The sequence below is a fragment of the Caenimonas sp. SL110 genome, from assembly GCF_001044395.1.
GTDB lineage: Bacteria > Pseudomonadota > Gammaproteobacteria > Burkholderiales > Burkholderiaceae_C > Ramlibacter.
The window spans coordinates 88,392-115,125 of sequence record NZ_JANU01000006.1 but is presented as its reverse complement, the minus strand read 5'-3'; the positions used below and the strand labels follow the sequence as shown (position 1 = coordinate 115,125).

The window sequence follows — 26,734 nt, the reverse complement described above, 5'->3', positions numbered from 1 at the left end:
GAGAGAGAAGACCATGAAGGTTTATTACGACAAGGACTGCGACCTGAGCCTCATCAAGGGCAAGACGGTTGCCATCATCGGCTACGGCTCGCAAGGCCACGCCCACGCCCAGAACCTGAACGACAGCGGCGTCAAGGTCATCGTCGGCCTGCGCAAGGGCGGCGCGTCCTGGCCCAAGGTCGAGAAGGCCGGCCTCAAGGTCGCCGAAGTCGCCGACGCAGTGAAGTCCGCTGATGTCGTGATGATTCTGCTGCCCGACGAGCAGATCGCACAGGTCTACAAGAACGACGTCGAGCCCAACATCAAGCAGGGCGCGTCCCTGGTGTTCGCGCACGGCTTCAACGTGCACTACGGTTTTGTCACCCCGCGCGCCGATCTCGACGTGTGGATGGTTGCGCCCAAGGCACCGGGCCACACGGTTCGCGGCACCTACGCGCAAGGTGGCGGCGTTCCCCACCTGGTCGCAGTGAGCCAGGACAAGTCGGGCAAGGCGCGTGACCTCGCGCTCAGCTACGCGATGGCCAATGGCGGCGGCAAGGCCGGCATCATCGAAACCAATTTCCGCGAAGAAACCGAAACCGACCTGTTCGGCGAGCAGGCCGTTCTGTGCGGCGGCACCGTCGAGCTGATCAAGGCCGGTTTCGAGACGCTGGTGGAAGCCGGCTACGCGCCCGAAATGGCGTACTTCGAGTGCTTGCACGAACTCAAGCTGATCGTGGACATGATCTATGAAGGCGGCATCGCCAACATGAACTACTCGATCTCGAACAACGCCGAGTACGGTGAGTACGTCACCGGCCCGCGCATCGTGACCGAAGAGACCAAGAAGGAAATGAAGCGCGTGCTCAAGGACATCCAGTCCGGCGAATACGCCAAGAGCTTCATCCTGGAAAACCGCGCCGGAGCGCCGACCCTGATCTCCAGGCGTCGCCTCATGGCCGAGCACCAGATTGAAACTGTGGGCGAGACGCTGCGCGCCATGATGCCCTGGATCAAGAAGAACAAGCTGGTCGACCAGACCCGCAACTAAAGCCGACAGCCTTCGTGGTCACTTTGATGACCGCTTCCCAGGCCGCCTTTGGGCGGCTTTCCTTTTGCTCTTACACTCGTCGCCATGCACGACGGCAACGATCACCACGACCACACGTCCACGCCCGGCGTCGTGGTGCGCAAACGGCGCAAGGGCATCTACATCCTGCCCAATCTCTTCACGCTCGCCGCGCTTTTCGGCGGCTTTTACGGAATCGTGATGGCCATGGACGGCCGCTTCGACCAGGCGGCCGTCGGCGTTTTCTGCGCCATGGTGCTCGACAGCCTCGATGGCCGGGTCGCGCGTATGACCAATACGCAGAGCGCTTTCGGCGAGCAGATGGATTCGCTGTCTGACATGGTGTCGTTCGGCGCGGCGCCGGCGTTGATCGCATACACCTGGTCGCTCAAGGACCTGGGCCGCTGGGGCTGGATTGCAGCCTTTGTGTATTGCTCGTGCGCAGCACTGCGACTCGCGCGTTTCAACGTCAATACGGCCGTGGTCGACAAGCGATATTTCCAGGGCCTGCCGTCACCTGCCGCGGCTGCCTTGCTCGCCGGCTTCATCTGGGTCATGAACGACATGGGCATTGCGGGACCACAGCTGTCATGGTTCGTTTTCGCATTGGCGCTGTACGCCGGCCTCACGATGGTTACCAACGTGCCGTTCTACAGCTTCAAGGACATCCAGATGAAAAAGAGCGTGCCGTTTGCCGTGGTCGTGCTGATCGCGCTCGGCATCGCCATCGTGAACATCCATCCGCCCATCGTGCTTTTTGGCATGTTTGTGATTTACGGTTTCTCTGGCTACGCGGTGTATGCATGGCGCCGTGCCAAGGGACAGCGCGCCAGTGTGATCAGCACATCGACCGACGAGCCGGAAGAGACCGGCCTGCACCGCTAGGACAAGTTGCCGCGACCTTGTGCTACATTGCCCAGATGAACCGAATTTCGCTGGCACTACTGCTATCTCCCCACGGGCGGAGACGGTAGCGCACGCGCAATTACCCCAAAAGTAATCCAACCAGTCTTCGGCCCGTTTGCACCAGCAGCGGGCCGTTTTGCTTTGGGCTGCTGGTTTTTGAAGCCTCCCTTGAAAGTCACGAACATGTTGAAGCAAGCGTCCAGCAAATACCGCGCCTTCCCCCCGGTGCGACTTCACAATCGAACCTGGCCCGACGCGGTTCTGACGCGTCCACCCGTGTGGTGCAGTGTTGACCTGCGCGACGGCAACCAGGCGCTGATCGAGCCTATGGATATTGCGCGCAAGCTGCGCATGTTCGAGACCCTGGTGAAGATCGGTTTCAAGGAAATCGAGATCGGCTTTCCTTCTGCATCACAGGTCGAGTTCGAGTTCGTGCGCAAGCTGATCGACGAGAGCCTCATTCCAGACGATGTGACGATCCAGGTGCTGACGCAGGCACGCGAGCCCCTGATCCGTCGCACGTTCGAAGCGCTTGAAGGCGCGAAGAAGGCGATCGTTCATCTGTACAACGCGACGGCGCCTGTGATGCGCCGCGTGGTGCTGGGGCTCGATGAAGACGGCATCGTTGAACTCGCGACGAGCCAGGCGCGACTGTTCACGGAACTTGCCGCGAAGCAGCCCGGTACGCAGTGGACCTTCCAGTATTCGCCGGAGATGTTCTCGGGCACCGAGCTTGCGTTTTCCAAGCGGGTCGTGGATGCGGTGACCGATGTGTGGCAGCCCACGCCGTCGCGCAAGTGCATCGTCAACCTGCCTTCGACGGTAGAGCATTCCACGCCGAACATCTTTGCTGACATGATCGAGTGGATGCACTGCAATCTTGCGCGGCGCGACTCCATCGTGCTCTCAGTGCATCCGCATAACGATCGCGGGACCGGCACGGCAGCGGGCGAGTTCGCGGTGATGGCGGGCGCCGACCGGCTCGAAGGTTGCCTGTTCGGAAACGGTGAGCGCACCGGCAACCTCGACCTCGTCAACGTCGCCTTGAACCTCTATTCGCAAGGCGTCGACCCCGGCCTGGACTTCTCCGACATCGACGAGATCCGCCGCACCGTCGAGCACTGCAACCAGCTTCCGGTGCACCCCCGCCATCCCTACGCGGGCGATCTGGTCTACACCTCCTTTTCAGGCTCGCACCAGGACGCCATCAAGAAGGCCTTCTCTGCTCGCAAGGAAGGCGACATCTGGGACATGCCTTACCTGCCGCTCGACCCCAAGGACCTGGGCCGCAGCTACGAAGCCGTGATCCGGGTGAACAGCCAGTCGGGCAAGGGCGGCATCTCCTACCTGCTTGAAAGCGAATACGGCCTCGAGCTGCCGCGCAGGCTCCAGATTGAATTCAGCCAGGCCGTCCAATCGGTGATGGATGCGACCGGCAAGGAACTCACGGCCCACGACATCTTCGACCTGTTCGAGCGCGAGTACGGCGTCCACAGCATCGCCGCGCCCGAGCATCAGGTGCTCCAGGAAGTGGAGGGCGTGCAAGCCGCGGAACCCGGCAAGGGCAAGCGCGTGGTGCTCAAGGCCGAGGTGGAAATTTCAGGTCGGCGGCTGACGGTGGAGGGCGCAGGCAACGGTCCGATCGATGCCTTTGTCGAGGCGCTTGCCACGGCCAGCGGCGAATCGATCCGTGTGCTCGATTACCATGAGCACGCCATCGGTTCCGGTGCCAATGCACAGGCCGTGGCTTACCTCGAACTGCGCATCGGCGAACGAACCCTGTTCGGCGTCGGCATGGATTCGAATATCGTTTCGGCTTCGCTCAAGGCCATCGTTTCTGGCCTCCAGCGTGCAACGGCAGCAAACAAGGACGCAGCATGGCAGACCAACTGATCATTTTCGACACGACGCTGCGCGACGGCGAGCAATCGCCGGGCGCCTCGATGACCAAGGACGAGAAGCTGCGCATCGCGCGCCAGCTGGAGCGGCTCCGGGTCGATGTGATCGAGGCGGGCTTTCCGGCCAGTTCCAACGGCGACTTTGAGGCCGTGCAGGCGATCGCCAATGCGATCCGTGAATCGACGATCTGCGGGCTCTCGCGAGCCAATGACCGCGACATTTCGCGGGCAGCAGAAGCGCTCAAGGGCGCTGCACGGGCGCGTATCCACACCTTCATCGCCACGTCGCCGCTGCACATGGAAAAGAAGCTGCGCATGACGCCCGACCAGGTGCATGAGCAGGCGAAGCAGGCCGTGCGTTTTGCGCGCAACCTGTGCGGCGATATCGAGTTTTCACCTGAAGATGGTTATCGCAGCGAGATGGATTTTTTGTGCCGCGTGCTCGAGACCGTGATCGCCGAAGGCGCAACCACCATCAACGTGCCCGACACGGTCGGCTACGCAGTGCCCGAGTTGTACGGCCAGTTCATCAAGACCCTGCGCGAGCGCATTCCCAATTCCGACAAGGCGATCTGGTCGGTGCATTGCCATAACGACCTGGGCATGGCGGTCGCCAATTCGCTGGCCGGTGTGAAGATCGGCGGCGCGCGGCAAGTCGAGTGCACCATCAACGGCCTGGGTGAGCGAGCCGGCAATTGCTCACTCGAAGAAATCGTGATGGCCGTGAAAACGCGCAAGGATTATTTCGGCCTGGAGATGAACATCGACACCAAGCACATCGTCGCGGCCAGCCGCATGGTGAGCCAGACCACGGGCTTCGTCGTGCAGCCGAACAAGGCGGTCGTGGGCGCAAACGCCTTTGCACACGCCAGCGGAATCCATCAGGACGGCGTGCTCAAGGCTCGCGACACCTACGAGATCATGCGGGCCGAAGACGTGGGCTGGAGCGCGAACAAGATCGTGCTGGGCAAGCTGTCAGGACGCAATGCATTCAAGGCACGTCTGCAGGAGCTCGGTGTGGCCATGGAAAGCGAAGCGGACGTGAACTCGGCGTTTGCGCGGTTCAAGGAACTTGCGGATCGCAAGAGCGACATCTTCGATGAGGACATCCTCGCGCTGGTGGCCGACGAGAGCGTCGTGCACGACAACGAGCAGTACGGCTTCGTATCGCTGGCCCAGCACAGTGAAACCGGCGAGCGCCCACACGCGGCTGTTGTCTTCACGGTAGATGGCAAGGAAGTGCGCGGGGAGTCCGACGGCAACGGTCCAGTCGATGCGTCGCTCAAGGCCATCGAGTCGCATGTGAAGAGCGGGGCGGAGATGGTGCTGTATTCGGTCAATGCCATCAGTGGCTCGACGGAAAGCCAGGGCGAAGTCACTGTCCGGCTTCAAAACTCCGGCAGGGTTGTGAACGGCGTGGGCTCAGACCCGGACATCGTCGTCGCCTCGGCCAAGGCTTATTTAAGCGCACTCAACAAGTTGCAAAGCAAAGCTGATCGGGTTGCTGCTCAGGGGTAGGAAATACCCTACAGCCCACGAAGTCGCCTTAGGAAAGTTACACAAGTCTTTGATCTTGTGTAACTTTTTCGATGTGGGTAAACTCTGCCGGTCGTTGTTGCGTTTTAGGAGACTACCGGATGTATCAAAAGGCTTCGTACGCGATGCAGTTCAAGCTCAGCCGCTTTCTCCAGGCTCTGGCCACAGTCGCCGTAGTCATCAGCTTTGTTCCCTCTGCCGCCGAGGCAGCGCCTCGCAAAGGCACCGTCGCCAAGAAGTACGAATCCAAGCGCGTCTCCCGCAGCTTCATCGTCGCCAAGCGTTCAGCTCGGCAGGTGGTTCACGCAGCTGTTCCAGCCCGGCTCTCTTTCGGACAACTTGCCGGCCTGCACGCGTCGCAAGATCCTCTCGATCTCAAATCCAGCGTGGCACTCGTCATCGACCAGGACACGCGCGAAGTTCTTTTCAGGAAGAACGATTCGGCCGTCCTGCCGATCGCATCCCTGACCAAGCTCATGACCGGCCTCGTCATCAGCGACGCCAAGCTGCCGATGGAGCAGGCGATTGAAATCACCCAGGACGACGTCGACACAGAAAAGGGCAGCAGTTCGCGCCTGAAGGTCGGCACCGTGCTTTCGCGCGGCGAGCTGATGCACCTGGCGCTCATGTCCAGCGAGAACCGCGCAGCGCATGCGCTGGGTCGCACGTATCCAGGCGGCCTCAACGCGTTTGTCTCCGCCATGAATGCGCGCGCCAAACTGATCGGCATGAACGACACGCGCTATGTCGAGCCGACGGGCTTGTCCAGCAAGAACCAGTCGAGCGCGCATGACCTCGTGATGCTCGTGTCCACCGCCCACACCGATCCGGTGCTGCGCGAATTGAGTACGTCACCCGGCCATCAGGTGGCAGTGGGCAATCGCACGCTGCAGTACAACAACACCAACCGGCTTGTGAAGAACCCGGACTGGGAAATCGGCCTGCAAAAGACCGGCTACATCTCGGAGGCGGGGCAATGCCTGGTGATGCAGGCCAAGGTTGCTGGCCGCAAACTGATCATGGTGTTCCTGGATTCGGCGGGCAAGTTGAGCCGCATCGGCGACGCCGAACGCGTGCGCAAGTGGGTCGAGACCCAGCCTGCAGGTCACGGTGTCAGCACGGTGATCCGGCAGGTGAACGGCTAAAAGCGCTTGTCATGCCGGACATGATCCGGCATACACGGCATCTGCTGCATAGCGGCTCCGGCCGCTGATCTTCAAGCGTGGCCGGCAGCCGGCGTCTTGTGCCCTAGCGCAGACGAGATCTCATTGGCCGTCGTCTGCAGCTTTCCCAGCCAGCTTTCGTCCAGCCGGTCGGCAGGCGCGGAAATCGACAGTCCCGCGACCAGCCTGTCCTGGTCGTCATAGATGCCGGCGGCCATGCAGCGCACGCCCAGCTCCAGCTCTTCGTTATCGCGCGCAATGCCGTACTGCCGCGCCTTGGCGAGTTCCCGTTCGAGGATGGGCAGCTGCGTGATGCTGTTGCGGGTGTGGCCGGCCAGCCCGGTTCGCGTTGCATAGGCGCGCACGCGGGTCGTGTCGTCCGCCGCCAGGAACAGCTTTCCGGTTGAGGTGAGGTGCAGCGGCGCGCGCCCACCGATGGCACGCACGACCTGCATGCCCGAGCGCTCGCTGTACGCGCGTTCGATATAGACGATCTCGTCTCCCTGCCGCATGCTCAGGTTGACCGGTTGCTGGATGAGTTTGTGCAGCTCGCGCATCGGCGTCAGTGCAGCGTCGCGGACATTCAGGCGCCCCTTCACCAGGTTGCCCAACTCCAGCAACCGCATGCCGAGCCGGTAGTTTCCGGCCTCCGGCCTGTCCACGAAACGGCCTGTTGCCAGGTCGTTCAGGATGCGGTGAGTGGTGGAAGGATGAAGCCCCGTCTTCTCGCTGATTTCCTTGAGCGACACGGCTTCCTCGCGGGAGGCAAGCACGTCGATGAGCGAAAACATTCGCTCGATCACCTGGATGGTGGGAGTGGCCGGTGCGCCGCTATCGCGTTTTCTCATGACAGGCCCAAAGAATCAGTGAGGGCCGATTTTATCATGTGAAATTTTGGATTCAAGACTCCTGCGTGGGCGGCGCCCAATGGCCGTCTACGAGCACTTCGTGTGGATTGAACCTGGCCTTGTAATTCATCTTCGGGCTCTGGCCGATCCAGTAGCCGAGGTACACGTGCGGAAGGTTCAGCCGCTTGGCCTGGTCGATCTGCCAGAGCACACTGTAGGTGCCATAGTTGGCCGTCGCATCCGGCTCGTAGAACGTATACACGGCTGAAATGCCGTCGTTCAGCACGTCCAGTATCGAGACCATGCGAAGCGCGCCCGCAGAACCATCGGGCATCGTCTCTCGAAACTCCACCAGCCGCGAATTCACACGGCTTTGCAAGAGAAATTGGGTGTACTGGTCGATGCTGTCGTGGTCCATGCCCCCGCCTGCATGACGCCCCGTCTGGTAGCGAAGATAGAGTTGATAGTGCTCTGGCACGAAGCAGAGCTTGAGCACACGCACCTGCAGGTTGGAATGCCTGGCGCGCGCACGTCGCTGGCTTCGATCGGGCTTGAACTGGGCTGCCAGCACCCGAAGCGGCACACACGCGCGGCAGCCGTCGCAGTAGGGGCGATAGGTGAACATGCCGCTGCGGCGAAACCCGGTGGTGACCAGGTCGGAGTACGCGTCGTTGTTGATGAGGTGGCTGGGGGTGGCCACTTGCGAGCGTGCCAGCTTGCCCGGCAAGTAGCTGCACGGGTAGGGAGCCGTGGCATAGAACTGCAGGGTCTGGAGCGGAAGGTCCTTGAGGTGCGTCAAGCTCTTGTCTTCGCTGGCAGAAGTTCATTCCAGTATACGGGGTCGAACTGCCACTGCGGCCCGGGCTCGCGGGCCCTCTGTGCGACTTGCGCCACAAACTCGGGCCTGGGGATCTCGCGCGCGCCCAGCGACGCAAGATGCCGGGTGTTCTGCTGACAATCGATGAAATCGATCTCGTGGTGGCGGCACAGGGCGCACAAGGCGGCCAGCGCGATCTTCGATGCGTCGGTCTGCCGGGCGAACATCGACTCGCCGAAGACGGCCCGGCCAATGGCGATGAAGTACAGCCCGCCCACCAGCTGGCCGTCGATGAACGTCTCTACGCTGTGCGCAAAGCCGGCGCTGTGAAACGCCTGATACGCCTGGACCATCGGCGCAACGATCCATGTGCCCGATTGACCGGGACGCTCGCTCGTCGAGCAGGCACGGATCACCGCATCAAAGGCACTGTCGATGCGCACCTCACACCCGGGCCGGATGGCAAATCGCTCCAGCGTCTTGCGCAGCGACCGATGCAGCTGGAACTCGGCCGGATAGAGCACCATGCGCGGGTCGGTGCTCCACCATAGCGTGGGCTGGCCTTCGCTGAACCACGGAAAGATGCCGTGGGAGTAGGCGCGGTGCAGCGTCTCCACATCCAGCGCGCCGCCCGCCGCGAGCAGGCCCGGCGCGGGTTCAAGCGGTCCCCAGGCGGACGAAACGTCAGGGAAAGGGTCGCCGGGATCGAGCCAGGGAAGGTTCATTGCCATCATTGTGGAGGGCTCGCCCATGGGTCTGCCCAGGAAATCAACACAAACTCCGGCACATCACATCAAAATTGAGCGAATGTGCTCTCACTACACGGCCATCAAGAATCGCGAGTTGTACTACCGGCGCTTTGGCGTGTATCCGCCTGCGCATGACTACGTCCAGGACATGTGGCCCAGGTACATGGGGGCGTTCATCCGGCGACCGCCTGAGCTGGAGTCCGGCGACGAAGCCGTGCCCGCGCTGGAATCGGTGCTCGGGCGCTGGGGCCTGGTACCTTTTGCAACGAAGGACGCAGTCAAGCAACTGAAACTTTCAACATTCAATGCGCGAAGCGAAACAGCGGCGAAGTCGTTTACCTTTGGCAGTGCGTGGAGACGCGGCCAGCGCTGCATCATTCCTGCCGAGGCCATCTTTGAACCCGACTGGCGCAGCGGCAGGCATGTGCCGACGCGTATCTCGCGGGCCGATGGTGGGCCGCTCGGCCTGGCTGGGTTGTGGGACAGCTGGAACTCGCCCGAGGGTCCGCTTCTGAGTTTCACCATGTTGACCGTGAATGCAGACGGCCACGAGTTCATGTGCAACTACCACCGCCCCGGAGAGGAAAAGCGCATGGTCGTCTTGCTGCGTGAAAGCGAGTACGACGCGTGGCTGGATGCACCGCCCGAAGCCACGCAGGATTTCATGCGCGCATGCGCACCAGGAGAGCTGATGGCGAGCGTGCCGGAGCCAACGCCCAAGCCGACACCCGCTCCGTCAGAGCCTGAGGAACCGAAGCTTTTCTAGACCCCATAGCCGTCGGTGGGGCCCAGGGCGTTCAGTAGCCTTCGGTGGTTGCAACAGACGTCCAGTAATCGACCGGACCGATATCGACGTAGTCACCGCTGACCAGCGGGGCGTAGTACAGCACCCGTCCGTCCCCGATGGCGAGATAGACATTGAACTGTGCGTAGTGACGGAATTTGTACCCGAGGTAGTCACCCGAGCTCGAAGCCACTGGAGCAAGGTATGTCGGGTACTTGGCTTCGATGTAGTTGAAGATGCTGTCGTTGGGGGTTGCGGGGGCAGGGACCTCGGTGGCTGCGGTGATGAGGATCGCTTCTGATCGGGCGGGCCCGCCGCTGGTCCTGGCGACCGTCACGGGCAACTCGTTGAACGGTGGATTGAGATAGGTCAGGCGGGGCAGGGCGCCGATGCGGTCTGCGAGCTCCATGCCCGGCGTTGTCAGGCGGCCAAAGACGGTGAAGCCGCCATTGCTGCTGTCCAGGAATGTGTTGTTGCCCATGTTGACGAACCACTGGCTCGTCGCGCTGTTGGGCTGGTCACCCACCTTCGCCATGGCGATCGTTCCCCGCACGTTGGAGCGGCTGGGACTGAATTCATTCTGGATTTGACCGCGCGACGTGACGAGCGAACAGCAGGTGGGGCCTTCGGGCCAGATATAGCCGCCGCCCTGAATGACGAACGAAGTGCCGTTCAGGTTGCGCGCGCTCCGGTGCACCATCGAGTTTGCATAGTTCCCGCCGCGAACATACGCCAGAAAGTTCGCAACCGTGATCGGAGCCTCACTATCCAGCAGCTTGATATCCATCGGCCCCTGGGTCGTATGCAGGCGGACCATCGTGCTCTGTGCATGGGCCGGGCCTGCTGCGACGAACGCCGAAAGCACAATCGAACTGACGACGCAGAGAAACCGGTAAGGCGCAAACTTCATTTGTGTACGGAAAACAAGTGTTGTGATTGAAGCGGCGATGTTGCTAACTCAGGTTTCCTGGGGTGGGGCCCTTCAGGGAGCCAGCGTCAAGGTGCTTGGGCATATGCGGCGTTGCCGGCAGATCCCAGCCCGATTGTCGCGGGGACACGGCCTCGTTGTCGGGGTCCAGGGCACGGGCTGCATTGACGATAAGCGCGGTGACGAGTGCGGGGCTCATCTTGTCAGTGGAAATCACCAGGTCGTAGTCATGCGGCTCCTCGTGTTCCACGTTGTAGAAGCGCTTGACATAGTTGGCACGTGCCTCGTCGCTGAAGCTGATGACTTCTGCCGCCTCGCGCGGGCCCTTGCCATTGCTGCCTGTGACAAAGCGTTTGCTGCGAGCCAACGGCGAGCCGGTGACGAGAACGCGCAGCACGTCCTTGCGCGGGCCGACGGCATAAGACGCCGCGTGCGCGACGATGACCACCTTGCCCGCATCCACCGTTTCCAGGATGGCGTCGCGGATCATCACGCGTACGTCATCGCTGGCTGCGGGTAGCGCCCGCTGGCCGGGAATGAAGTTGATCACCTCTCCCACGCCACCACGCCGTATGTCCTGCAAGAACTGCGCAAGCACGGACTTGCGCAGCTCGGCGTCTGCCAGGGCTGCGGTGCTCAGGTTGCGCCGTTCGGCCGCCACCTGCAGGATTTCCTCGTCAACGCATCGGAAGCCAAGTTCTTTGGCTACGTCGCTGGCGATGGCCTCGGCCCCCGTCCAGATGGCGCGTGAAATGCAAATGGCGTGTGCGGGCATGGATTGCTCCTGAAGGATGGCAACAAACGACGATTGGCATTCTCGGCTGGAAAAGCCCTCCGGGTCTAGCACTGTTTGCGCGAAATCCGACCCGGGGGATTGAGCAGGGCGCTGCAGAATGGAAAAAGGGCCTGCACTTTCGTGCAGGCCCTTCAATTTGTTGGCTCCTCGACCTGGGCTCGAACCAGGGACCTACGGATTAACAGGGGTGTTAGTCTTTATTTTTCAATGACTTAGGCTCGCGTTCGCTCGTCACGTTGCGCCCGGCTTCGCCAACACTGTCACGTTCGCCGTACGTTGTTGTCTAGCTGTTGAGCTGATACGATGGTCAAGCCCAGTTAGAAGTATGCCCATCAGAGGCAAGGTTGAAGGGCGCGGCAGCCAAGTCACGGGGAAGAGGGAGAAAGATGCCTTATCGGAATGGGAATTACGCTGCCTTTTACGTTGCTGAGCCGTTTAGTGCCAGCGCATTGGGGGCCCATGCAACGCGGGACTTCTGCTTCTACAACATGCTGAGGGCGTGGAAAGGGGCCGATGCATCGTTTCCCTTTAATGACTCTCACGATAAGACGTACAGCGTCCGCGACGGAAGCGACTGGGAAGCGACCCTAAAACCTCGACTCAGAGCGCGCCTCTCCGCATCAAAAAATATCGTGCTCTTTATTAGCTCCAGGACAATAAGTTCCAGGGCTCTACGAGAAGAAATAGATTACGGAATTAACAACCAGGGCTTGCCTGTGGTTGTCATTTATCCCGAGTATGCCGCGAAGGAAGATCTGCTGAGCGACGGTAATCTAAAGCAGGCCGTGAAGAATCTTTGGGATCGGATTCCCGTTTTCAGGGCTTCAATGAACGTAGTACCGACCCTGCACGTGCCCATGAGCAAGAGCCTTATCGAGAGGTCTTTGCGCGATGAGGATCTCATGTTGGCAACAAAGACAGAGCCTGGCATCTATCGGTACGGCCTCTGAATATGTGTCACAAGAATTGAGGCCCTCCCCCGTGCTAAAAGTAAGTTTTTTCGATAAGCGGGTAGTTGGGAGTTTCCTCAAGATTACTTCGACGATAAGCGCCGCGTTGTCGCTGTTTGTGCTATTCGTGGACATACCAGCCGCACGCAAGAGCGTCTTTGGGTGGGTTTTCCTTGGACTGTTGGGCCTTACATATCTCTTTATCTGGTTGTGGTCGAACAATCTCAACGAGATCCACATTGACGTTGAAGGCAGCCCCGTCACTATCAAGGTCGGCGATATCTTCCTGCAGCCGGGACTGAAGGCAATTGCATTTAATGAATATTTCGACACTCAGGTTGACAACAAAATAATTGCCGAGGGCTCGCTGAACGGGATATTCATAAAGCAGCATCTTGATGTGCCTGTCGCGGACCTAGCACGCCATATCGAAAGTTATCTCTTTGAAAGGGGAGAAATCATCGAAAGCAACGCGGAGAGGCCGGTAGGTAACAAGTTGCGTTACCGGATCGGGTCAATTTGCATCTATAAGGACTTCCTTCTGACTGCCTTTTCAAAGTTCAATGCAGAGAACAAGGCGGTTCTTACGATGCCAGAATATTTGGAGTTTTTGATCAATTTCTGGGACAGCGTAAATACAGTGTATGCACAGCAAAGCGTATCTACACCGATTTTTGGATCAGGAATTACGCGTATTAAGGGTCACAAAAGCATTACCGATGAAGATCTTTTGAAAATAATGTTGTGGACCTTTCGAATCAGTGAGATGCGGTTCAAATATCCTGCAAAGCTTGCAGTCGTGATTCATAAAGATAAGATTAGTAAGATCAATCTTCTCGATATCAAAGCAGCGCGAAACGGCGTTTAAATCATTGAGTCTGACCTGCCCCCTATCAGCCGTACCAAGCCAAGCGAGAGAAGTCCGTCAACTGACCCTGACCCAGTTTCCTTACCGCTCAGAAGTTAGGATTTCCGGCTCCTGGATGCTCGACAGACCGGGCTTAAGCCCGGTCTGTCGAGCGAACTCGGCTGGCGTGCGCCAGTCTAGCGCACCGTGGGGTCTGGCCTCGTTATAGAAGCGCCGCCAGGCCTCGATCTTGTCCTGGGCGTCGGCCAGGCTCAGGAACCAATGTTCGTTCAAGCACTCCTGGCGCAGCCGGCCGTTGAAGCTTTCGACCATCGCGTTGTCCGTCGGTTTGCCTGGTCTGCTGAAGTCCAGTTCCACACCGTGCTCATAGGCCCATTTGTCCATCACCTTGCTGATGAATTCACTACCGTTGTCGGTTTTGATCGTTTGCGGTTGCCCGCGTTCACGCACGATCGCGTTCAAGACGCGCACCACATCCTCGCCCTTGAGGCTTTGCCCGACGTGGATGGCCAGGCTTTCACGCGAGCAACAGTCCACCACGGTGAGCATGCGCAGCTTGCGCCCGTCGAACAGGTTGTCGGCGACGAAATCCATACTCCAGATTTGATTGATGTGGAGCGCCAGCATCTTCGGCTGGCGCAGTTGAGCCGCCTTGTTTCGCTTGGGCCTCTTGTGCCTCAGCGTCAGGCCCTGCTCCTTGTACAAGCGGTAGACGCGCTTGTGGTTGTCCTTGAAGCCCTCGCGCTTGAGCATCACATGCACTCGCCGGTAGCCATAGTGCACGCGGGTCTGCGTGATTTCTTTCATTCGCATGACCAGAGCTGTGTTGTCTCTCGCCGCCGACTGGTACAGGTACACCACGCGGCTAAGCTGAATCACAGCGCAGGCCTTGCGCATGCTGGCTCCGTATCGTTGCATCAGATCGGTCGCCAGTTCACGCTTGCGCGAGGGCTTCAAAGCTTTGTTGCGAGCACGTCCTGCGGCATGGCCTTGTCCAGACTCAGGTCGGCCACCAGGCGTTTGAGCTTGCCGTTTTCCTCTTCCGACTGACGCAGCCGGCGCAGTTCCGATGGGCCCAAGCCGCCGTACTTCTGACGCCACATGTAAAACGTGGCATCACTGATTCCAATCTTGCGGCAGATCTCATCGACCTTGGTGCCCAGCTCCGCCTGCTTGAGGGCAAATGCAATTTGCTCCTCGGTAAACCTGCTCTTCTTCACGACACGTTCCCCTTTCCCGTAAGGTGAAAATCATGCCGGATTCCCTACTTTTGAATGGTCAGGTTTTCTGGGTCAAGGTCACAACGAAGCCCGACACGCGCGAGTTTTTCGCATCTGCAAACTTGAAAAAAATCGCAGGTGATCGGGCGTCGGTAGAAGGGCACGGTAGAGTATCAGGTGGAGGTTCAATCGAACATGACGCCGCACCTGGACAAACTAAACGCGCTACTGCTGAATTCGAAGTTGCCGCCTGAAGACAGGCCAAAGGTGCTAGAGGCGCTTCAAAGGTACGCGCAGTGGCGCACCACTATTGATGGCGCGGCAGGCGATGCCGACACGATCTTGAGCACGATGGTCGCCGCCACAAACGAGTACAAAAAGTTCATCGAACTTGACCTGATCTTTGATTCACACAGCGACTTCCTCTACCGCCAAAAGGGTCAGCTCAAGCTCGACAATACGGTGTTGGAGGAGTTCCTTCCTAAACTTGTGGACGTGCGGCTTGTACCCGGGCTCGCTCAAGTCGAGAGCCTGACGTTTGGGCCGCAACAGTGTTTTGCTGGCCTGTTCATAGGCCCGTTGGCAGCGACGTTAGGTGAGGGAGGGGTGTTCATCAAGACGAAGAATCAGGACTTCACCGTGGGCCGTAGGCTCTTCATGCGGACCTCTACGAGCAATGAGTTTCCAGCCGCTACTACGCTGACTTCGGTTCTGAACATCGGCTACTTTGTCGCCGAGATCAAGACGAATTTGGACAAGACCATGTTCCAAGAGGCTGCCGCGACTGCCAGAGAGTTGAAGGCCAGCGTGCATGAAGCGGTCTACGTTCTGCTGTGCGAGTGGCTTGACATGCCCCCGATTGACACCAGAGTCACCGAGATTGATCGAGTGATTTTGCTCCGCAAGGGAAAGCGTCTGTCCTCGTCCGTACGTGAAAACTTCTCCTCCTACGCGGGTAGGCAGGCTGCTCGGGCAGCTTACGTGACTCATCTAACTAATCATCCATTGAGTGTTGATTCGTTCCGCATGGTGATCAAGATGATGCAAGATGCATTCCCAGAAGAGCGTGTGCTGAACGAGGGCACGGTGCTGAATCGAGGCTATTTCTGAGGACGAAATTGAAACGTACATACATTGACTTGTTCGCGGGCTGTGGGGGATTTTCGTGCGGCCTAGAACGTGCAGGTTTCAGAGGAGTGCTGCATGTGGAGCAGGACGAGTGGGCTTGCGAAACGCTGAGTGCGAACTTCGACCCCGCCACTGTCCTCTGCTCGGACGTTCGGAATGTATCGGACGAGTTCATTCGCAGCTATAGAGGCGTCGACCTTATTGTTGGTGGCCCCCCCTGCCAAGGTTTCTCCGTGGCTGGTAGCAGCCAATTCGGCGTACATGATCCACGCAATGAGTTGGTGCTCTGGTACTTGAAGTGGGTCGAAGTGATCCGCCCCGCCGTTTGCGTTATTGAGAACGTGCCGGGAATTCTTGGAAAGCGTGACCAGTTTGGCAAGACGGTTCCGCAGATCGTGCTGGAGCGACTCGGGCCTCTGGGCTATAGCGTCAGGTCGACCCTCCTAAATGCAGGCGCATTTGGCGTCCCTCAGCTTAGGACGCGGGCCTTCATCCTATGCGAACGTCACGGGCGATCCATAGCTGATCCAGCACCAACACACGGCCTGATCGATGATCGCGTGGCGCTCGATTTGTTCGATCGACTTCAGCCTCACGTCACTGTTGGCGAGGCCATCTCGGATATCCCCTTCATCGGGCCTGGTGAGGGGGCCGAGCAAGGGCTTCCATACATCGGCGCGCCTTCAAATGACTACCAGCGCTTGATGCGGGGGCAGGAGACTGAGGTACGCAATCACGTTGCGATGAAGCACACCCGTCGATTGATCGAGAGGTTCGCTGCAATCCAGGAGGAGCAGTCACTGAAAGACGTGGGAGAGACACACGGCCAGCTTCGCAATGGTTCGGGGGAGGTGAACTCTAAGCCGTTCAAATACAACAACTACAGACTCGCATGGGCGCGTCCGGCCCTGACCATCCCCGCGTCCTTTCAATCCCTGTTTGTACACCCCAAGCGCAATCGAAATTTGACCGCGAGGGAGGCTGCACGGTTGATGTCCTTCCCTGACAGTTTTGTTTTTTGTGGCAAGCGAACGACGATGAGCTGGGAAAAGCACCTTTCCCAGTACAACCAGATTGGAAACGCTGTGTGCCCCCTCGTCGCACAAGTTCTGGGCGAGAGCCTTCAGAGATGGTTTGAAGGTCTTGGCGTAGAAGAGGGCACTACCCGTTTCGTCGAAGCGGCCGTTGATGCTCCGCCATCGGGGGCCTTTTTGCAACGCGCTGTACACAGTTCCGGGGTTCCGACGCTCGACGCGCGATTGAGGGCCGAACTTCGCGCAGCCTTTGCGGCGGAGATCGGCGACGACAAGTATTTGCTCCCAGAAGTTGTGTTGGACAATTTGCCGGTGCCGAGTGAAGCATTCCCAGTGGCGCTCATCCTCCTCACACAAAAAGGCTGCTCGATCTGTAATGCGGGCCGAGCACCCTTCGGAGAGCACCTTGGGGTCATGCCATTTTTGATCAGCAAGGACGAGCTCAGGTCGTTGGAACTGAACGAGAACGATCACGGCCTCGACTACCATTTGCGGGCGCTGCTGAGCGTTGACCATCAAATCGCTCATGTTGTTGGTGAGCAGTTAGTCGCGCTGGGGTTTGGGTCGGCCGACTTGGTCACCAATCCGCGTACGGGACGGACGGTGAAGGGTATTCGCTCGGTCGAATGCCCTAAGTACCTTGAGCCGTACCGCGCTGCGATCTTTGGTTTGCAACGCGCCGCCAATCCGAAGCGTCGCCGTCTGACCCCAGTGCCCGGCTGATGGCACGCCGCGACTGCCAAGCAGGTAGCGCCTACACGAGCGCCTACATCTAAGTTTGGAAAAAAGAAAAGGGGTTACGTTTGCACGTAACCCCTTGATAAATCTGGCTCCTCGACCTGGGCTCGAACCAGGGACCTACGGATTAACAGTCCGGCGCTCTACCAACTGAGCTATCGAGGAACAGCCTCGAATTATAGCGTGGTTTTTTCGGTCTTTTAGAGCGCAGCCGTCAACGAGATGCGCACAGTGCGTTCCGCCCCCGGATATAGGTACACATGGCCGAACTGGAAGGGCGATTCTTTCCAGTAGCTGCGGTTGGTGATGTTGTCGATTCCAAGCGCCCAGGTCGTCTTGACTGCAGACATCTGTGTCTCGTATCGCACCGACGCATCCATGCGGGTCCAGGCCGGCAGCGAGATCGAGCCATCGGCCAGCACGGCTCGCTTGCCTTCGTAGGAAAGCTGCGTTCGCAGCTCAAGCCCGCGCACTTGCGGCACCTTCCACGTCACACCTGCGCGAACCGCCGCGTCAGGCACGTTGGGCGGGCTCTTGCCGTTGTTGGCGGGCTCCAGCACGCTGCCTTCGCGGCGGGCATTGAGGATCGTCGCTGCCCCATCGACTCGCCACGGGCCGCTCGTCCATTGGGCGTTGGCTTCGATGCCGCGATGCGCCGCGCGACCGTCGAATTGACCGACGCATGCTGCGTAGGTGCGGTCGCAAAAGGCGATGTTGGTCATCGGCCTGCGAATGTCGAAGTAGGCGATCTGCCAGTCGAGCGGACCGGTGTCGCCCTTCAGGCCGATCTCGAACTGCCTGGACTTGAGCGCAGGCAACACTTCGCCGGGGTTGGCATAGACGGCGGCGTTGTCAGGCACGCGTGCGGTTTCCACGCCCTGGCCGTAGCTCGCATAGGCCATGATTTCACGGCTGAGCTTGTAGCTGGTGGCGATCCACGGCGTGGTGATCGACTGGCTGTAGCCGCGATCGAGCTTGGTGTGCCGGAACCCGACCCAGGTGGTCGCCTTGTCGTTCCAGGCAATCGCGTCGCTGGCCGAGAACTCAACCGTCTTCTCGTTGCGCGCGGAGCCCGGGTAGGCCAGGGTCGGCTCAGGAGGTGCGATGGACAGGCCGTCGACAGTGCCCGTGCCGGCATAGTTGTAGGCATAGGGCTGCGTGCGATCGCGTGCCCTGCTGGTCGTCAGGGCGAACGACAGGTCGTGCCTGATGGAGCCCGTCATCACCTTGCCCTTGAGGTTCACCGAGGCGGCGTCCTGCCGGCGGCGCTCACCGACGCTGCGGAAGTCGTAGTAGTCGAAGGTGCCGTCCGAGCAGTAGCGGTCGTAGTTGCCTTCTGCGCCGCAGCCGAAAGGGAACGCGGTGTAGTCATCGGTGCGCAGGCGCTGTGTGCCCGCCTGCGCGGACCATCGCCAGTCCTTGCCGATCGACTGGCTGAATCGCAATGTGCCCGTGACACCATCAAAGACTGATGGCTGCGCCCATGGCTGGTTATTCAGGTTGATGCGGCGATCGGGCACGTCCGGCAGCACATTGCCCAGCAGGCTGAAACCCGATTGGCTCGCCTGCGATTTGTGGCTCCATTCGACTTCCGCTTCGATCACCGAATCGCGGCCGATGCGCCAGTCGCCTGCGAAGGCGGCAAGGCTGCGCTCGCCGTCCAGCGAGCGGATCAGCGGGCGCAGCTTCTCGTGCGCAAGGTTGATGCGATAGCCAAACGCCCGGTCTGCGCCGAACCTGCCGCCCAGGTCCGCGGCGGCAAGCAGGCTGCTGCGGCTCGAAGCTTCGATGCGTGCTTCGCGCAGGTTCAGCTCGGTTGGCCGCTTCACGACGTAGTTGACCAGGCCTCCCGGCGAACTCACCCCGGCCTGCATGCCGCTCGTGCCCTTGAGGATTTCGATGCGCTCCTTGTTGTCCAGGGGGATCACGGTCTGCGCGTTGATGGGCAGGCCCTCGCGGCGATAGTTGTAGAGGTTGTCGAGCGTGAAGCCGCGGATCGACAGGAAGTCCCAGTAGCCGGGTGCGTTGTACGAATCGCTGACAGACGAATCGAATTGCGCGAGGTCCGCGAGGCGCCGGGCACCGCTGGCTTCGATCTGCCGGCGGCTGATGACCGTGGCCGAGACCGGCAGTTCCTTGATTGGAACGTCACCCAGACCGGTGACATCGGCGACGGGGGCAGGGCTGGTGCCCGTGACGACAACCGGAGGCAGGGCGGTTTGCTGCGCGTGAGCGAAACCACAAGAGAAAAGGAAGGCAGAGACGGCCAGCGAGATTGGCGTGGATGTAGATCCGAAGTTTGGCGTTTTGTGTTTTGCCATGACGTTCTTTCGACGTGATGGCAGGTCGGCTTGCTTGGGCTGTGCGCGCCCATGAGAGAACTGGGCGCCGCCGGATAGCTTGCTTCCCTGCGCGAGGATTACCTCAATCAGGTTCAAAGGGACTTTCTCAGTCGCCGCCTCTTGCGAGACGACAACACCCCTAGCGGATGCGAGCCTTGCGGATCGCAGGCGGATTCTAATGGATCAGGCGAGCCGCTCGATAGCGAGCTACTCGAACACCGGCGAATCAACACCCAGCACCTTGTGCAGCTTGGTGCTCGTCGTGGTGTATTGCATCTGGATGCGCTTGTCCGGAAACACGATGGCCGCAGCACCGAAAGCGGCGAGGGCGCATTCGTGGAAGCCCGAAAGAATCAGCTTCTTCTTGCCGGGGTAGGTGTTGATGTCGCCCACCGCGAAGATGCCGGGGATGCTGGTGGAGAACTTCTCGGTATCCACCTTCAGCTGCTTGCGCTCGATGTCGAGCCCCCAGTCTGCAATGGGGCCGAGCTTGGGTGACAGGCCGTAGAAAGCCAGCAGCGCATCCAGCGGCAGCACTTGGGTCTGCGCATCGCTTCCAGTCACCTGAACACCTGTGAGCCGCCCGTCACGCTCATCAAACGCAGTGACCTGTCCGACGACAAAATTCATTTGCTGCGCGGCGCACAGCTCGCGCATCTTTGCGACCGACGAAGGCGCTGCCTGGAACCCGTTTCGCCTGTGAACGAGCGTCAGGCTCTTCGCGCGGTTGGGTCCGGGTTGCGCGAACAGCAGCGCCCAGTCGAGCGCCGAATCGCCGCCGCCGAGCACCACGAGGTCTTTGCCCGCGAACTTCGCAGGCTCCTTGACGGCGTAGAAAAGCTGGTCGCCCTCAAAACGCTCGGCGCCCTCCACCATCACCTTGCGCGGCTGGAATGCGCCGACTCCTGCAGCGATGAAGATGGTGCGCGCCAGAAATCGTTTGGCCTTCGAAGTGACAAGCAGAAAGCGACCGTCTTCCTGCTGCTGGACAGTCGTCACTTCCTGGCCGTAGTGAAACGTCGCGCCGAAAGGTTCGATTTGCCTGAGCAGGTTGTCTGTCAGTTCACGGCCGGTGCACACAGGCACGGCGGGAATGTCGTAGATGGGCTTGTCGGGATACAGCTCGATGCACTGGCCGCCAGGGTAGTCCAGCGAGTCGATGACGTGCGCCTTGATTTCGAGCAGGCCCAGCTCAAAGACCTGGAAGAGCCCGACCGGCCCCGCTCCGACGATGACAGCATCGGTCTCGACAGTGTCTGTCATGGGTCAGCGGATCAGGTGTTCCAGCTTGCCGGTCTTGTCTTTCCACTCTTCTGCTTCTTCCAGCGCGGGTTTGCGCTTGGTGATGCTCTTCCAGCCGGCCTGCTGGGACAGCTCGACATTCAGCTTGATGAAGTTCATCTGGTCTGGTGGCACGTCTTCCTCGGCGTAGATTGCGTTCACCGGGCATTCCGGGATGCAGACGGCACAGTCGATGCACTCATCGGGGTCGATGACGAGCATGTTCGGACCTTCGCGGAAGCAGTCCACGGGACAGACGTCAACGCAGTCGGTGTACTTGCATTTGATACAGGATTCGGTGACGACGTGGGTCATGTCTTGCAGTTCGTGGAAAGGGGAGGGCGGGAAAAGGCGGGAAACCCCTCATTTTATTCCGTCAGGGGCAGGTGCCCGTTATCGGACCAGTACGGCCCCGGAGGTCTTGTGGGTTGCGGTGTCCACCAGCACGAGTGAACCGAGGATTCTGGAGCGCTGGTAGGGCAGTGTTGCGAGCGGTTCCTGCAGTGCGAGTTCGACGTGGCCGATGGAGTTGGGCTCCAGGTGATCGGCGTCTTCTTCAGCGAGCGTGTTGATGTCCAGCTTGTGCACGATGCGCTTGATCTTGGCCTTGACCCAGCGATGGCCATGAAGCGCCCAATACACGCGGCCTGCCACCAGGGGCTCATCGTCCATCCATGCGACGGTTGCCGAAATCTCGCGCGATGGCTCGACCGACCCAGGCGCGAGCAGCCAATCGCCGCGCGACACATCCACTTCGCGATCGAGCACGATGCCGGCGCTGTGGCCCGCAGGGACCGAGCGGGGCTCACGCACATGATTGAGCACCTGCGCGACGGTCGCAGTCTGGCCGCTCGGCAACACCTTGACCTGCTGGCCGGGCGCTATCGTGCCCGTGGCGACGCGGCCCCAGAACACACGTCGGCCCTGGCTCGTGTCGGAAGACGACGAAAACTTCTCTACCCATTGCACAGGGAAGGAAAAAGCTTCTGCCGTTTCAGCGGTCGTCGCATCCAGCGTCTCCAGCAGCGCCAGCAGCGATGGACCGGCATAGCCGCACCATCCCGGCGATCCGGTAACGACGTTCGTGCCCTTGAGCGCAGAGATCGGAACCACGGCGCGCGCCGTGATGCCAGCGGCGGTGGTGAACGCTTGCAGCGCACCGCGAATGTTGTTGAAGGCCAGCGTAGGGTCGTCCACTGCATCGAGCTTGTTGATCGCAAAGACGATGGAAGGCACACGCAGCAGGTTGACCAGCAGCGAGTGGCGGCGTGTCTGGCGCAGCAACTCCAGATCCGGGTCTTGCCATTGCAGCTTGGTCGCATCGACCAGCACGACAGCCGCATCGGCGCTTGATGCAGCCGTGACCATGTTGCGGGTGTACTGCTCATGTCCAGGCGCATCGCCGATGATGAATTTGCGGCCCGGCGTGTTGAAGTAGCGATAAGCCACGTCGATCGTGATGCCCTGCTCGCGCTCGGCCGAGAGGCCATCGGTCAGCAACGCGAGGTCGGTCTCGCCGGCTCGCTGCACGCCGGCCAGCTGGTCCTGCAGAACCGATTTGCTGTCCACCAGCAGGCGCCCGATCAGCGTGCTCTTGCCATCGTCCACGCTGCCGCAGGTGATGAAGCGTAGCGCCGCGCGATGGGCTTCATGATCCGTGTGAATGCCGTTATCGAGCCGTGTCGTCAATGATTTCGTTGTCATCAGAAGTACCCATCCTTCTTGCGCTTTTCCATCGAAGCGTCAGAGGTCTTGTCGTCCATGCGTGTCGCGCCGCGCTCGCTGACATCGGCCAGCAGGGTTTCGGCAACGACTTCGGTGGCGTTCGCTGCCGGGCTGTCGACCGGGCAGGTGCAGGTGATGTCGCCGACGGTGCGAAAGCGCACGGTGCGCGTCACGACTTCTTCGCCATCCCTGGGCGGAGTCAGTTCGGTGACCGGCACCAGCAGGCCCTTGCGTTCAACGATCTGGCGGCGATGCGCGTAATAGATCGAAGGCAGCGCAATGTTTTCGCGCGCGATGTACTGCCACACGTCCAGTTCGGTCCAGTTGGAAATCGGGAACACGCGAAAGTGCTCGCCGGGCGCAAGACGCGTGTTGAACAAGGTCCACAGTTCAGGGCGCTGGGCCTTGGGCTGCCATTGGCCGAAGCTGTCGCGGTGCGAAAAGATGCGCTCCTTGGCGCGTGCCTTCTCTTCATCGCGACGGGCACCACCGATCAGCGCGTCGAAGCGAAATTCGTCAATGGCTTCGAGCAGCGTGACCGACTGGTGCACATTGCGCGATTCGCCGGGGTGCGCCAGACGCACGGTGCCGCGCTGCATTGAATCCTCGACACTGCGAACGATCAGCTCGGCTCCGAGTTCCTTGGCGCGCTGGTCTCGAAAGTCAGTCACTTCCTTGAAGTTGTGGCCGGTATCGATCATCAGGAGCGGATACGGAATGCGACCCGCGCCGAAAGCTTTTTCAGCGCACTTGAGCAGGACCAGCGAATCCTTGCCGCCCGAAAAAAGCAGTGTCGGACGCTCGAAAGACGCAGCGACTTCGCGCAGGATGAAGATGGTCTCTTCTTCGAGGGCGTCGAGATGGCTGTTGCTCAGCTGTCCCAGCAACTGAGGTTCGACTCGGGCGTTCATACGGATTCCTCTTCGTTCCTGATTTCGATGTGCCTTGATTCGTTGCTTGCTTCGTCCCGTACATGAAGGCCGCATTCCTTGGCGGCTTCGTCTTCCCACCACCAGCGGCCGGCACGGAAGTCTTCGCCCAGGCTGATCGCCCGTGTGCAGGGCGCGCAGCCGATGCTGGGGAAGAAGTCGTCATGCAGGGGGTTGTAGTCAACCTGGTTGAGCTGGATGTAGTGCCAGACATCGCCCCAGGTCCAGTCCGCCAGGGGATTGATCTTGACGCGGCCCGTCGTGGCGACGTCGGTCGAGTCGATCATCGGCACATCGGCGCGCGCATTGGATTGCTCGCGGCGCAGCCCGGTGATCCATGCCTTCTTGCCGGACAGCGCGCGCTCCAGCGGCTCTATCTTGCGAATGTGGCAGCAGGCCTTGCGCAGATCGACGCTCCTGAACATCGCATCCTTGCCTTCGCGGCCGACGAACTGGATCACCGATTCATTGACCGGACGATAGACGTTGATGGCCGTGCGCGAGGCGGCTCGCGTGCGTTCCAGCAACTCCAGGGTCTGCGGATGCAGCATGCCTGTGTCAAGCACGAACACCGGAACATCCAGCTCCAGCCGGTTGATCAGGTGCGTGATGACCACGTCTTCCGCGCCCAGGCTGGAAGCCTGCGTCACAGGACCCAACGTATCGGCGGTTGATTGCAAAAGGAGCGCGGTGGCGGCAAGTTTGGCTTCGAATCCCTTGGACGGACGCGCGTGCAGATCTATCGCGCTCATCAGGCGGCCTTGCGAAAGTGGGGCTGTGCATTGGCAGCATCGCCCTGGTAGAAATTGGCGTAACGCGCGAACAGGACTGCCGCATGTGCAGCGTCCTGGTCCGCGCGCAGCACAGCGCTTGAAAAGCCGGTGCGCTGCATCTGCACCAGCTGGTCGAGCAGCACTTCGCCGGTGGCGCGGATGTCACCCTTGAACCCGAGGCGGCGGCGCAGCAAAAAGGCCTGGCTGAACGCGCGGCCATCTGCGAACTTGGGAAAGTGCAGGTCGATGCGCGTGATGCCATCGAGTGAAGCTTCGCGCGGATCGGCGTCATTGGTGAGCACAAGCACGCCGGCAGCATCGGCCTGGGCCTCGTGATCGGCCGCAACCAGAATCTGGAGATTGAATTCGCTCATCACGCCACCTGCTTTTCAATGAATCGGGCGCTGTGGGCAGCAGCCTTGAAGGGCTCGATGCCGACACGGCGCAATGTCGCGATAAACGTCTCTGCCTTGCCCGCGATGCTCTGACGTTGTTCGCGATAGGTGTCGAGCACAGCCTCGATCACGTCGGGCACTTCGGCAGCCGAGAACGAGGGGCCGACCACCTTGCCGGCAACCGATGCGCCCGACAGCAGCGAACCGTCGGAGCCGCCGAGGGTGACCTGGTACCACTCCTTGCCGTCCTTGTCGACGCCCAGGATGCCGATGTGGCCGCTGTGATGGTGGCCGCACGAGTTGATGCAGCCGGAAATGTGCAGGTCGATCTCGCCGATGTCGTGCAGCTCATCGAGGTCCTGATAGCGCTGGGTGATCGCTTCTGCAATCGGCAGCGAGCGGGCATTGGCCAGCGCGCAAAAGTCGCCACCGGGGCAGGCGATCATGTCGGTGAGCAGGCCGATATTGGCCTTGGCCAGACCCGCCTTGCGCGCGGCTTGCCACAGTTCCGGCAGGTCGTCCTGGTGGACCCAGGGAAGCAGCAGGTTCTGGTCGTGCGTCACGCGGGCTTCGCCTGCAGAAAAGCGCTCGGCCAGGTCTGCCGAAATGGCAAGCTGGTCGCCGGTGGCGTCGCCGGGCGCTTGTCCCAGCCGCTTGAAAGACAGCGTGACTGCGCGCAGCTGCGGATTCTGGTGCGGCGCGACGTTTTGTTGCAGCCAGCGGTTGTATGCCGGGTCCGCGTCGATCGATGCGTTGTCGCGCGGCGTGCGTGGCGCCAGGGCAGGGGGCACGAAGGAAGCCGACACCCGGTCGATCTCTGCCTGCGTGACGGTATGCGGCGCGCCGTCGATCTCGATGATCTGCTGGTATTCGGCTTCGACCTCGTCGATATAGCGCTGGCCTTCGGCCTTCACCAGGATCTTGATGCGCGCCTTGTACATGTTGTCGCGGCGGCCCCAGCGGTTGTACACGCGCACCACGGCTTCGAGGTAGTTCAGGATTTCGGTGGCGGGCAAGAACTCGCGGATGACGGATGCGATGACTGGCGTGCGACCCATGCCGCCGCCGACCAGCACGCGAAAGCCCAGCACACCCGCTTCGTTCTTCACCAGGTGCAGGCCCACGTCATGCCAGAACGTGGCGGCACGGTCTTCTGTTGCACCGCTGACTGCGATCTTGAACTTGCGCGGCAGGAAGGCGAACTCGGGATGCAGCGTGCTCCACTGGCGCATGATTTCGCACCAGGGACGCGGATCGGCGATTTCATCGACCGCAATGCCGGCGAGTTCGTCGCTGGTGATGTTGCGGATGCAGTTGCCGCTGGTCTGGATGCCGTGCATGTCCACGCTGGCCAGCAGGTCCATGACATCGGCGCTTTTGACCAGCGGAATCCAGTTGAACTGCACGTTCTGGCGGGTGGTGAAGTGGCCGTAGCCCACCGTCAGCACCGAGCGGACTTCGCCGCCGTTTGGCAGCGGCACCGGGCCGAGCGCGTCCTGCTTTTGCTGGGCGTCCTTGAACACTTCAGCGGTGGGCTGGTCGTATTCACGGGCGATCCTGGCCAGCACGCGCAACTGCGCGCTGGAGATCTCGCCATAGGGCACAGCAACGCGCAGCATGGGCGCGTAGCGCTGCACATACCAGCCGTTTTGCAGGCGCAGCGGGCGGAACTCATCGTCACCCAGGGTGCCGGCGAGATTACGCTCGAGCTGGTCGCGGTATTGGGCGGCGCGGTTGCGCACGAACTCTTTGTCGAAGGCGGTGTATTGGTACATCGTGGGCGCGACTCTAGGGTCCACCTTTATGAAACCAAACTACTTTTTGGTTCGCGCCTTATGCGGATAAGCTTATGCACCAGCACTGGCGGGGGTTTCCGGC

24 protein-coding genes, 1 tRNA gene and 1 riboswitch are annotated in these 26,734 nt (G+C 60.5%); of the genes, 10 read left to right on the top strand and 15 right to left on the bottom strand.

Annotation, left to right across the window (positions count from 1 at the left end):
* Nucleotides 1-13: 13 nt before the first annotated feature.
* The 5 genes from ilvC (at nt 14) to pbpG (ending at nt 6,533) form a co-directional block, all read left to right on the top strand.
* Nucleotides 14-1,030, top strand: a complete 1,017-nt coding sequence (ilvC, locus tag AQ12_RS04230; RefSeq protein WP_048438610.1) for a ketol-acid reductoisomerase — start codon at nt 14-16, stop codon at nt 1,028-1,030.
* Nucleotides 1,031-1,114: 84 nt separating this feature from the next.
* Nucleotides 1,115-1,933 carry a CDP-diacylglycerol--serine O-phosphatidyltransferase gene (gene pssA, locus AQ12_RS04225; RefSeq protein ID WP_048438609.1) on the top strand — a complete coding sequence of 273 codons (819 nt, stop codon included), beginning with the start codon at nt 1,115-1,117 and terminating at the stop codon, nt 1,931-1,933.
* 204 nt (nt 1,934-2,137) lie between these two features.
* Nucleotides 2,138-3,847 carry a 2-isopropylmalate synthase gene (leuA, locus tag AQ12_RS04220; protein WP_048438608.1) on the top strand — a complete coding sequence of 570 codons (1,710 nt, stop codon included), beginning with the start codon at nt 2,138-2,140 and terminating at the stop codon, nt 3,845-3,847.
* Nucleotides 3,832-5,370, top strand: a complete 1,539-nt coding sequence (locus AQ12_RS04215; protein ID WP_048438607.1) for a 2-isopropylmalate synthase — start codon at nt 3,832-3,834, stop codon at nt 5,368-5,370. The genes leuA and AQ12_RS04215 overlap by 16 nt, the downstream gene beginning before the upstream one ends.
* Nucleotides 5,371-5,489: 119 nt before the next feature.
* Nucleotides 5,490-6,533, top strand: a complete 1,044-nt coding sequence (gene pbpG / locus AQ12_RS04210; RefSeq protein ID WP_369798959.1) for a D-alanyl-D-alanine endopeptidase — start codon at nt 5,490-5,492, stop codon at nt 6,531-6,533.
* A 71-nt stretch (nt 6,534-6,604) separates the two neighbouring features.
* On the opposite strand, the gene AQ12_RS04205 is transcribed toward pbpG, so the two are convergent.
* The 3 genes from AQ12_RS04205 to aat are packed head-to-tail and all read right to left on the bottom strand — an operon-like array spanning nt 6,605 to nt 8,947.
* Nucleotides 6,605-7,399: an IclR family transcriptional regulator gene (locus AQ12_RS04205; protein ID WP_048438606.1), complete on the bottom strand. Its 795-nt coding sequence runs from the start codon at nt 7,397-7,399 to the stop codon at nt 6,605-6,607.
* Between the two features lie 52 nt (nt 7,400-7,451).
* Nucleotides 7,452-8,198 carry an arginyltransferase gene (locus tag AQ12_RS04200; RefSeq protein WP_048438605.1) on the bottom strand — a complete coding sequence of 249 codons (747 nt, stop codon included), beginning with the start codon at nt 8,196-8,198 and terminating at the stop codon, nt 7,452-7,454.
* Nucleotides 8,195-8,947, bottom strand: a complete 753-nt coding sequence (gene aat / locus AQ12_RS04195; protein ID WP_048438735.1) for a leucyl/phenylalanyl-tRNA--protein transferase — start codon at nt 8,945-8,947, stop codon at nt 8,195-8,197. Before aat ends, AQ12_RS04200 begins: the two co-directional genes overlap by 4 nt.
* 76 nt (nt 8,948-9,023) lie before the next feature.
* On the opposite strand from aat, the gene AQ12_RS04190 reads away from it, so the two are divergent.
* Nucleotides 9,024-9,731: an SOS response-associated peptidase gene (locus tag AQ12_RS04190; RefSeq protein ID WP_048438604.1), complete on the top strand. Its 708-nt coding sequence runs from the start codon at nt 9,024-9,026 to the stop codon at nt 9,729-9,731.
* A 31-nt stretch (nt 9,732-9,762) separates the two neighbouring features.
* Here the strand turns inward: AQ12_RS04190 and AQ12_RS04185 are convergent, their stop codons facing one another.
* On the bottom strand, nt 9,763-10,659 hold the full coding sequence (locus AQ12_RS04185; RefSeq protein WP_053076550.1) for a peptidylprolyl isomerase: 897 nt from the start codon (nt 10,657-10,659) through the stop codon (nt 9,763-9,765).
* Nucleotides 10,660-10,702: 43 nt separating this feature from the next.
* Nucleotides 10,703-11,452 (bottom strand): AAA family ATPase, encoded by a 750-nt coding sequence (locus AQ12_RS04180; protein ID WP_048438603.1) that lies wholly within the window; start codon nt 11,450-11,452, stop codon nt 10,703-10,705.
* Between the two features lie 407 nt (nt 11,453-11,859).
* Here AQ12_RS04180 and AQ12_RS04175 point away from each other — a divergent pair, with 407 nt between their 5' ends.
* Both AQ12_RS04175 and AQ12_RS04170 read left to right on the top strand, forming a co-directional pair.
* Entirely contained in the window at nt 11,860-12,423 is a 564-nt protein-coding gene (locus tag AQ12_RS04175; RefSeq protein ID WP_048438602.1) for a TIR domain-containing protein, read from the top strand.
* Nucleotides 12,424-12,550: 127 nt separating this feature from the next.
* Nucleotides 12,551-13,291 (top strand): macro domain-containing protein, encoded by a 741-nt coding sequence (locus AQ12_RS04170; protein ID WP_238587644.1) that lies wholly within the window; start codon nt 12,551-12,553, stop codon nt 13,289-13,291.
* An 81-nt stretch (nt 13,292-13,372) separates the two neighbouring features.
* On the opposite strand, the gene AQ12_RS04165 is transcribed toward AQ12_RS04170, so the two are convergent.
* Nucleotides 13,373-14,511, bottom strand: a protein-coding gene (locus tag AQ12_RS04165; protein WP_369798958.1) for an IS3 family transposase whose coding sequence is annotated in 2 segments (ribosomal slippage) — nt 13,373-14,256 and nt 14,256-14,511 — 1,140 coding nt in all. Because the reading frame shifts where the segments join, the coding sequence is not laid out codon by codon here.
* A gap of 195 nt (nt 14,512-14,706) precedes the next feature.
* On the opposite strand from AQ12_RS04165, the gene AQ12_RS04155 reads away from it, so the two are divergent.
* Complete coding sequence (locus AQ12_RS04155; protein WP_048438599.1) at nt 14,707-15,621, top strand: Bpu10I family restriction endonuclease; 915 nt, start codon at nt 14,707-14,709, stop codon at nt 15,619-15,621.
* A gap of 8 nt (nt 15,622-15,629) precedes the next feature.
* Nucleotides 15,630-17,396 (top strand): DNA cytosine methyltransferase, encoded by a 1,767-nt coding sequence (locus tag AQ12_RS21920; RefSeq protein ID WP_161798980.1) that lies wholly within the window; start codon nt 15,630-15,632, stop codon nt 17,394-17,396.
* 104 nt (nt 17,397-17,500) lie between these two features.
* Here the strand turns inward: AQ12_RS21920 and AQ12_RS04145 are convergent.
* The 9 genes from AQ12_RS04145 to AQ12_RS04105 all read right to left on the bottom strand — a co-directional run bounded on the left by AQ12_RS04145 (nt 17,501) and on the right by AQ12_RS04105 (nt 26,631).
* Nucleotides 17,501-17,576, bottom strand: a tRNA-Asn gene (locus AQ12_RS04145).
* Between the two features lie 35 nt (nt 17,577-17,611).
* The gene (locus AQ12_RS04140; RefSeq protein ID WP_048438598.1) at nt 17,612-19,732 is read right to left on the bottom strand and encodes a TonB-dependent siderophore receptor; all 2,121 of its coding nucleotides are present in this window, start codon (nt 19,730-19,732) and stop codon (nt 17,612-17,614) included.
* Between the two features lie 67 nt (nt 19,733-19,799).
* A riboswitch (TPP riboswitch) is annotated at nt 19,800-19,904 on the bottom strand.
* 56 nt (nt 19,905-19,960) lie between these two features.
* The gene (locus AQ12_RS04135; protein ID WP_048438597.1) at nt 19,961-21,016 is read right to left on the bottom strand and encodes an NAD(P)/FAD-dependent oxidoreductase; all 1,056 of its coding nucleotides are present in this window, start codon (nt 21,014-21,016) and stop codon (nt 19,961-19,963) included.
* A gap of 3 nt (nt 21,017-21,019) precedes the next feature.
* Complete coding sequence (fdxA, locus tag AQ12_RS04130) at nt 21,020-21,349, bottom strand: ferredoxin FdxA (RefSeq protein WP_048438596.1); 330 nt, start codon at nt 21,347-21,349, stop codon at nt 21,020-21,022.
* Nucleotides 21,350-21,427: 78 nt separating this feature from the next.
* Entirely contained in the window at nt 21,428-22,738 is a 1,311-nt protein-coding gene (locus tag AQ12_RS04125) for a sulfate adenylyltransferase subunit 1 (protein ID WP_048438595.1), read from the bottom strand.
* Nucleotides 22,738-23,670: a sulfate adenylyltransferase subunit CysD gene (cysD, locus tag AQ12_RS04120; protein WP_048438594.1), complete on the bottom strand. Its 933-nt coding sequence runs from the start codon at nt 23,668-23,670 to the stop codon at nt 22,738-22,740. The genes AQ12_RS04125 and cysD overlap by 1 nt, the downstream gene beginning before the upstream one ends.
* Nucleotides 23,667-24,440: a phosphoadenylyl-sulfate reductase gene (locus AQ12_RS04115; protein ID WP_048438593.1), complete on the bottom strand. Its 774-nt coding sequence runs from the start codon at nt 24,438-24,440 to the stop codon at nt 23,667-23,669. The genes cysD and AQ12_RS04115 overlap by 4 nt, the downstream gene beginning before the upstream one ends.
* Nucleotides 24,440-24,835: a DUF934 domain-containing protein gene (locus AQ12_RS04110; protein WP_048438592.1), complete on the bottom strand. Its 396-nt coding sequence runs from the start codon at nt 24,833-24,835 to the stop codon at nt 24,440-24,442. The genes AQ12_RS04115 and AQ12_RS04110 overlap by 1 nt, the downstream gene beginning before the upstream one ends.
* Entirely contained in the window at nt 24,835-26,631 is a 1,797-nt protein-coding gene (locus AQ12_RS04105; RefSeq protein WP_048438591.1) for a nitrite/sulfite reductase, read from the bottom strand. Before AQ12_RS04105 ends, AQ12_RS04110 begins: the two co-directional genes overlap by 1 nt.
* Nucleotides 26,632-26,734: the final 103 nt, after the last annotated feature.

What these genes read in the sequence shown, in the direction of transcription:
- ilvC (WP_048438610.1), top strand. Translation starts at nt 14, where the DNA reads ATGAAGGTTTATTACGACAAGGACTGCGACCTGAGCCTCATCAAGGGC.
- pssA (WP_048438609.1), top strand. Translation starts at nt 1,115, where the DNA reads ATGCACGACGGCAACGATCACCACGACCACACGTCCACGCCCGGCGTC.
- leuA (WP_048438608.1), top strand. Translation starts at nt 2,138, where the DNA reads ATGTTGAAGCAAGCGTCCAGCAAATACCGCGCCTTCCCCCCGGTGCGA.
- AQ12_RS04215 (WP_048438607.1), top strand. Translation starts at nt 3,832, where the DNA reads ATGGCAGACCAACTGATCATTTTCGACACGACGCTGCGCGACGGCGAG.
- pbpG (WP_369798959.1), top strand. Translation starts at nt 5,490, where the DNA reads ATGTATCAAAAGGCTTCGTACGCGATGCAGTTCAAGCTCAGCCGCTTT.
- AQ12_RS04205 (WP_048438606.1), bottom strand. Translation starts at nt 7,399, where the DNA reads ATGAGAAAACGCGATAGCGGCGCACCGGCCACTCCCACCATCCAGGTG.
- aat (WP_048438735.1), bottom strand. Translation starts at nt 8,947, where the DNA reads ATGGCAATGAACCTTCCCTGGCTCGATCCCGGCGACCCTTTCCCTGAC.
- AQ12_RS04190 (WP_048438604.1), top strand. Translation starts at nt 9,024, where the DNA reads ATGTGCTCTCACTACACGGCCATCAAGAATCGCGAGTTGTACTACCGG.
- AQ12_RS04185 (WP_053076550.1), bottom strand. Translation starts at nt 10,659, where the DNA reads ATGAAGTTTGCGCCTTACCGGTTTCTCTGCGTCGTCAGTTCGATTGTG.
- AQ12_RS04180 (WP_048438603.1), bottom strand. Translation starts at nt 11,452, where the DNA reads ATGCCCGCACACGCCATTTGCATTTCACGCGCCATCTGGACGGGGGCC.
- AQ12_RS04175 (WP_048438602.1), top strand. Translation starts at nt 11,860, where the DNA reads ATGCCTTATCGGAATGGGAATTACGCTGCCTTTTACGTTGCTGAGCCG.
- AQ12_RS04155 (WP_048438599.1), top strand. Translation starts at nt 14,707, where the DNA reads ATGACGCCGCACCTGGACAAACTAAACGCGCTACTGCTGAATTCGAAG.
- AQ12_RS04140 (WP_048438598.1), bottom strand. Translation starts at nt 19,732, where the DNA reads ATGGCAAAACACAAAACGCCAAACTTCGGATCTACATCCACGCCAATC.
- AQ12_RS04135 (WP_048438597.1), bottom strand. Translation starts at nt 21,016, where the DNA reads ATGACAGACACTGTCGAGACCGATGCTGTCATCGTCGGAGCGGGGCCG.
- fdxA (WP_048438596.1), bottom strand. Translation starts at nt 21,349, where the DNA reads ATGACCCACGTCGTCACCGAATCCTGTATCAAATGCAAGTACACCGAC.
- AQ12_RS04125 (WP_048438595.1), bottom strand. Translation starts at nt 22,738, where the DNA reads ATGACAACGAAATCATTGACGACACGGCTCGATAACGGCATTCACACG.
- cysD (WP_048438594.1), bottom strand. Translation starts at nt 23,670, where the DNA reads ATGAACGCCCGAGTCGAACCTCAGTTGCTGGGACAGCTGAGCAACAGC.
- AQ12_RS04115 (WP_048438593.1), bottom strand. Translation starts at nt 24,440, where the DNA reads ATGAGCGCGATAGATCTGCACGCGCGTCCGTCCAAGGGATTCGAAGCC.
- AQ12_RS04110 (WP_048438592.1), bottom strand. Translation starts at nt 24,835, where the DNA reads ATGAGCGAATTCAATCTCCAGATTCTGGTTGCGGCCGATCACGAGGCC.
- AQ12_RS04105 (WP_048438591.1), bottom strand. Translation starts at nt 26,631, where the DNA reads ATGTACCAATACACCGCCTTCGACAAAGAGTTCGTGCGCAACCGCGCC.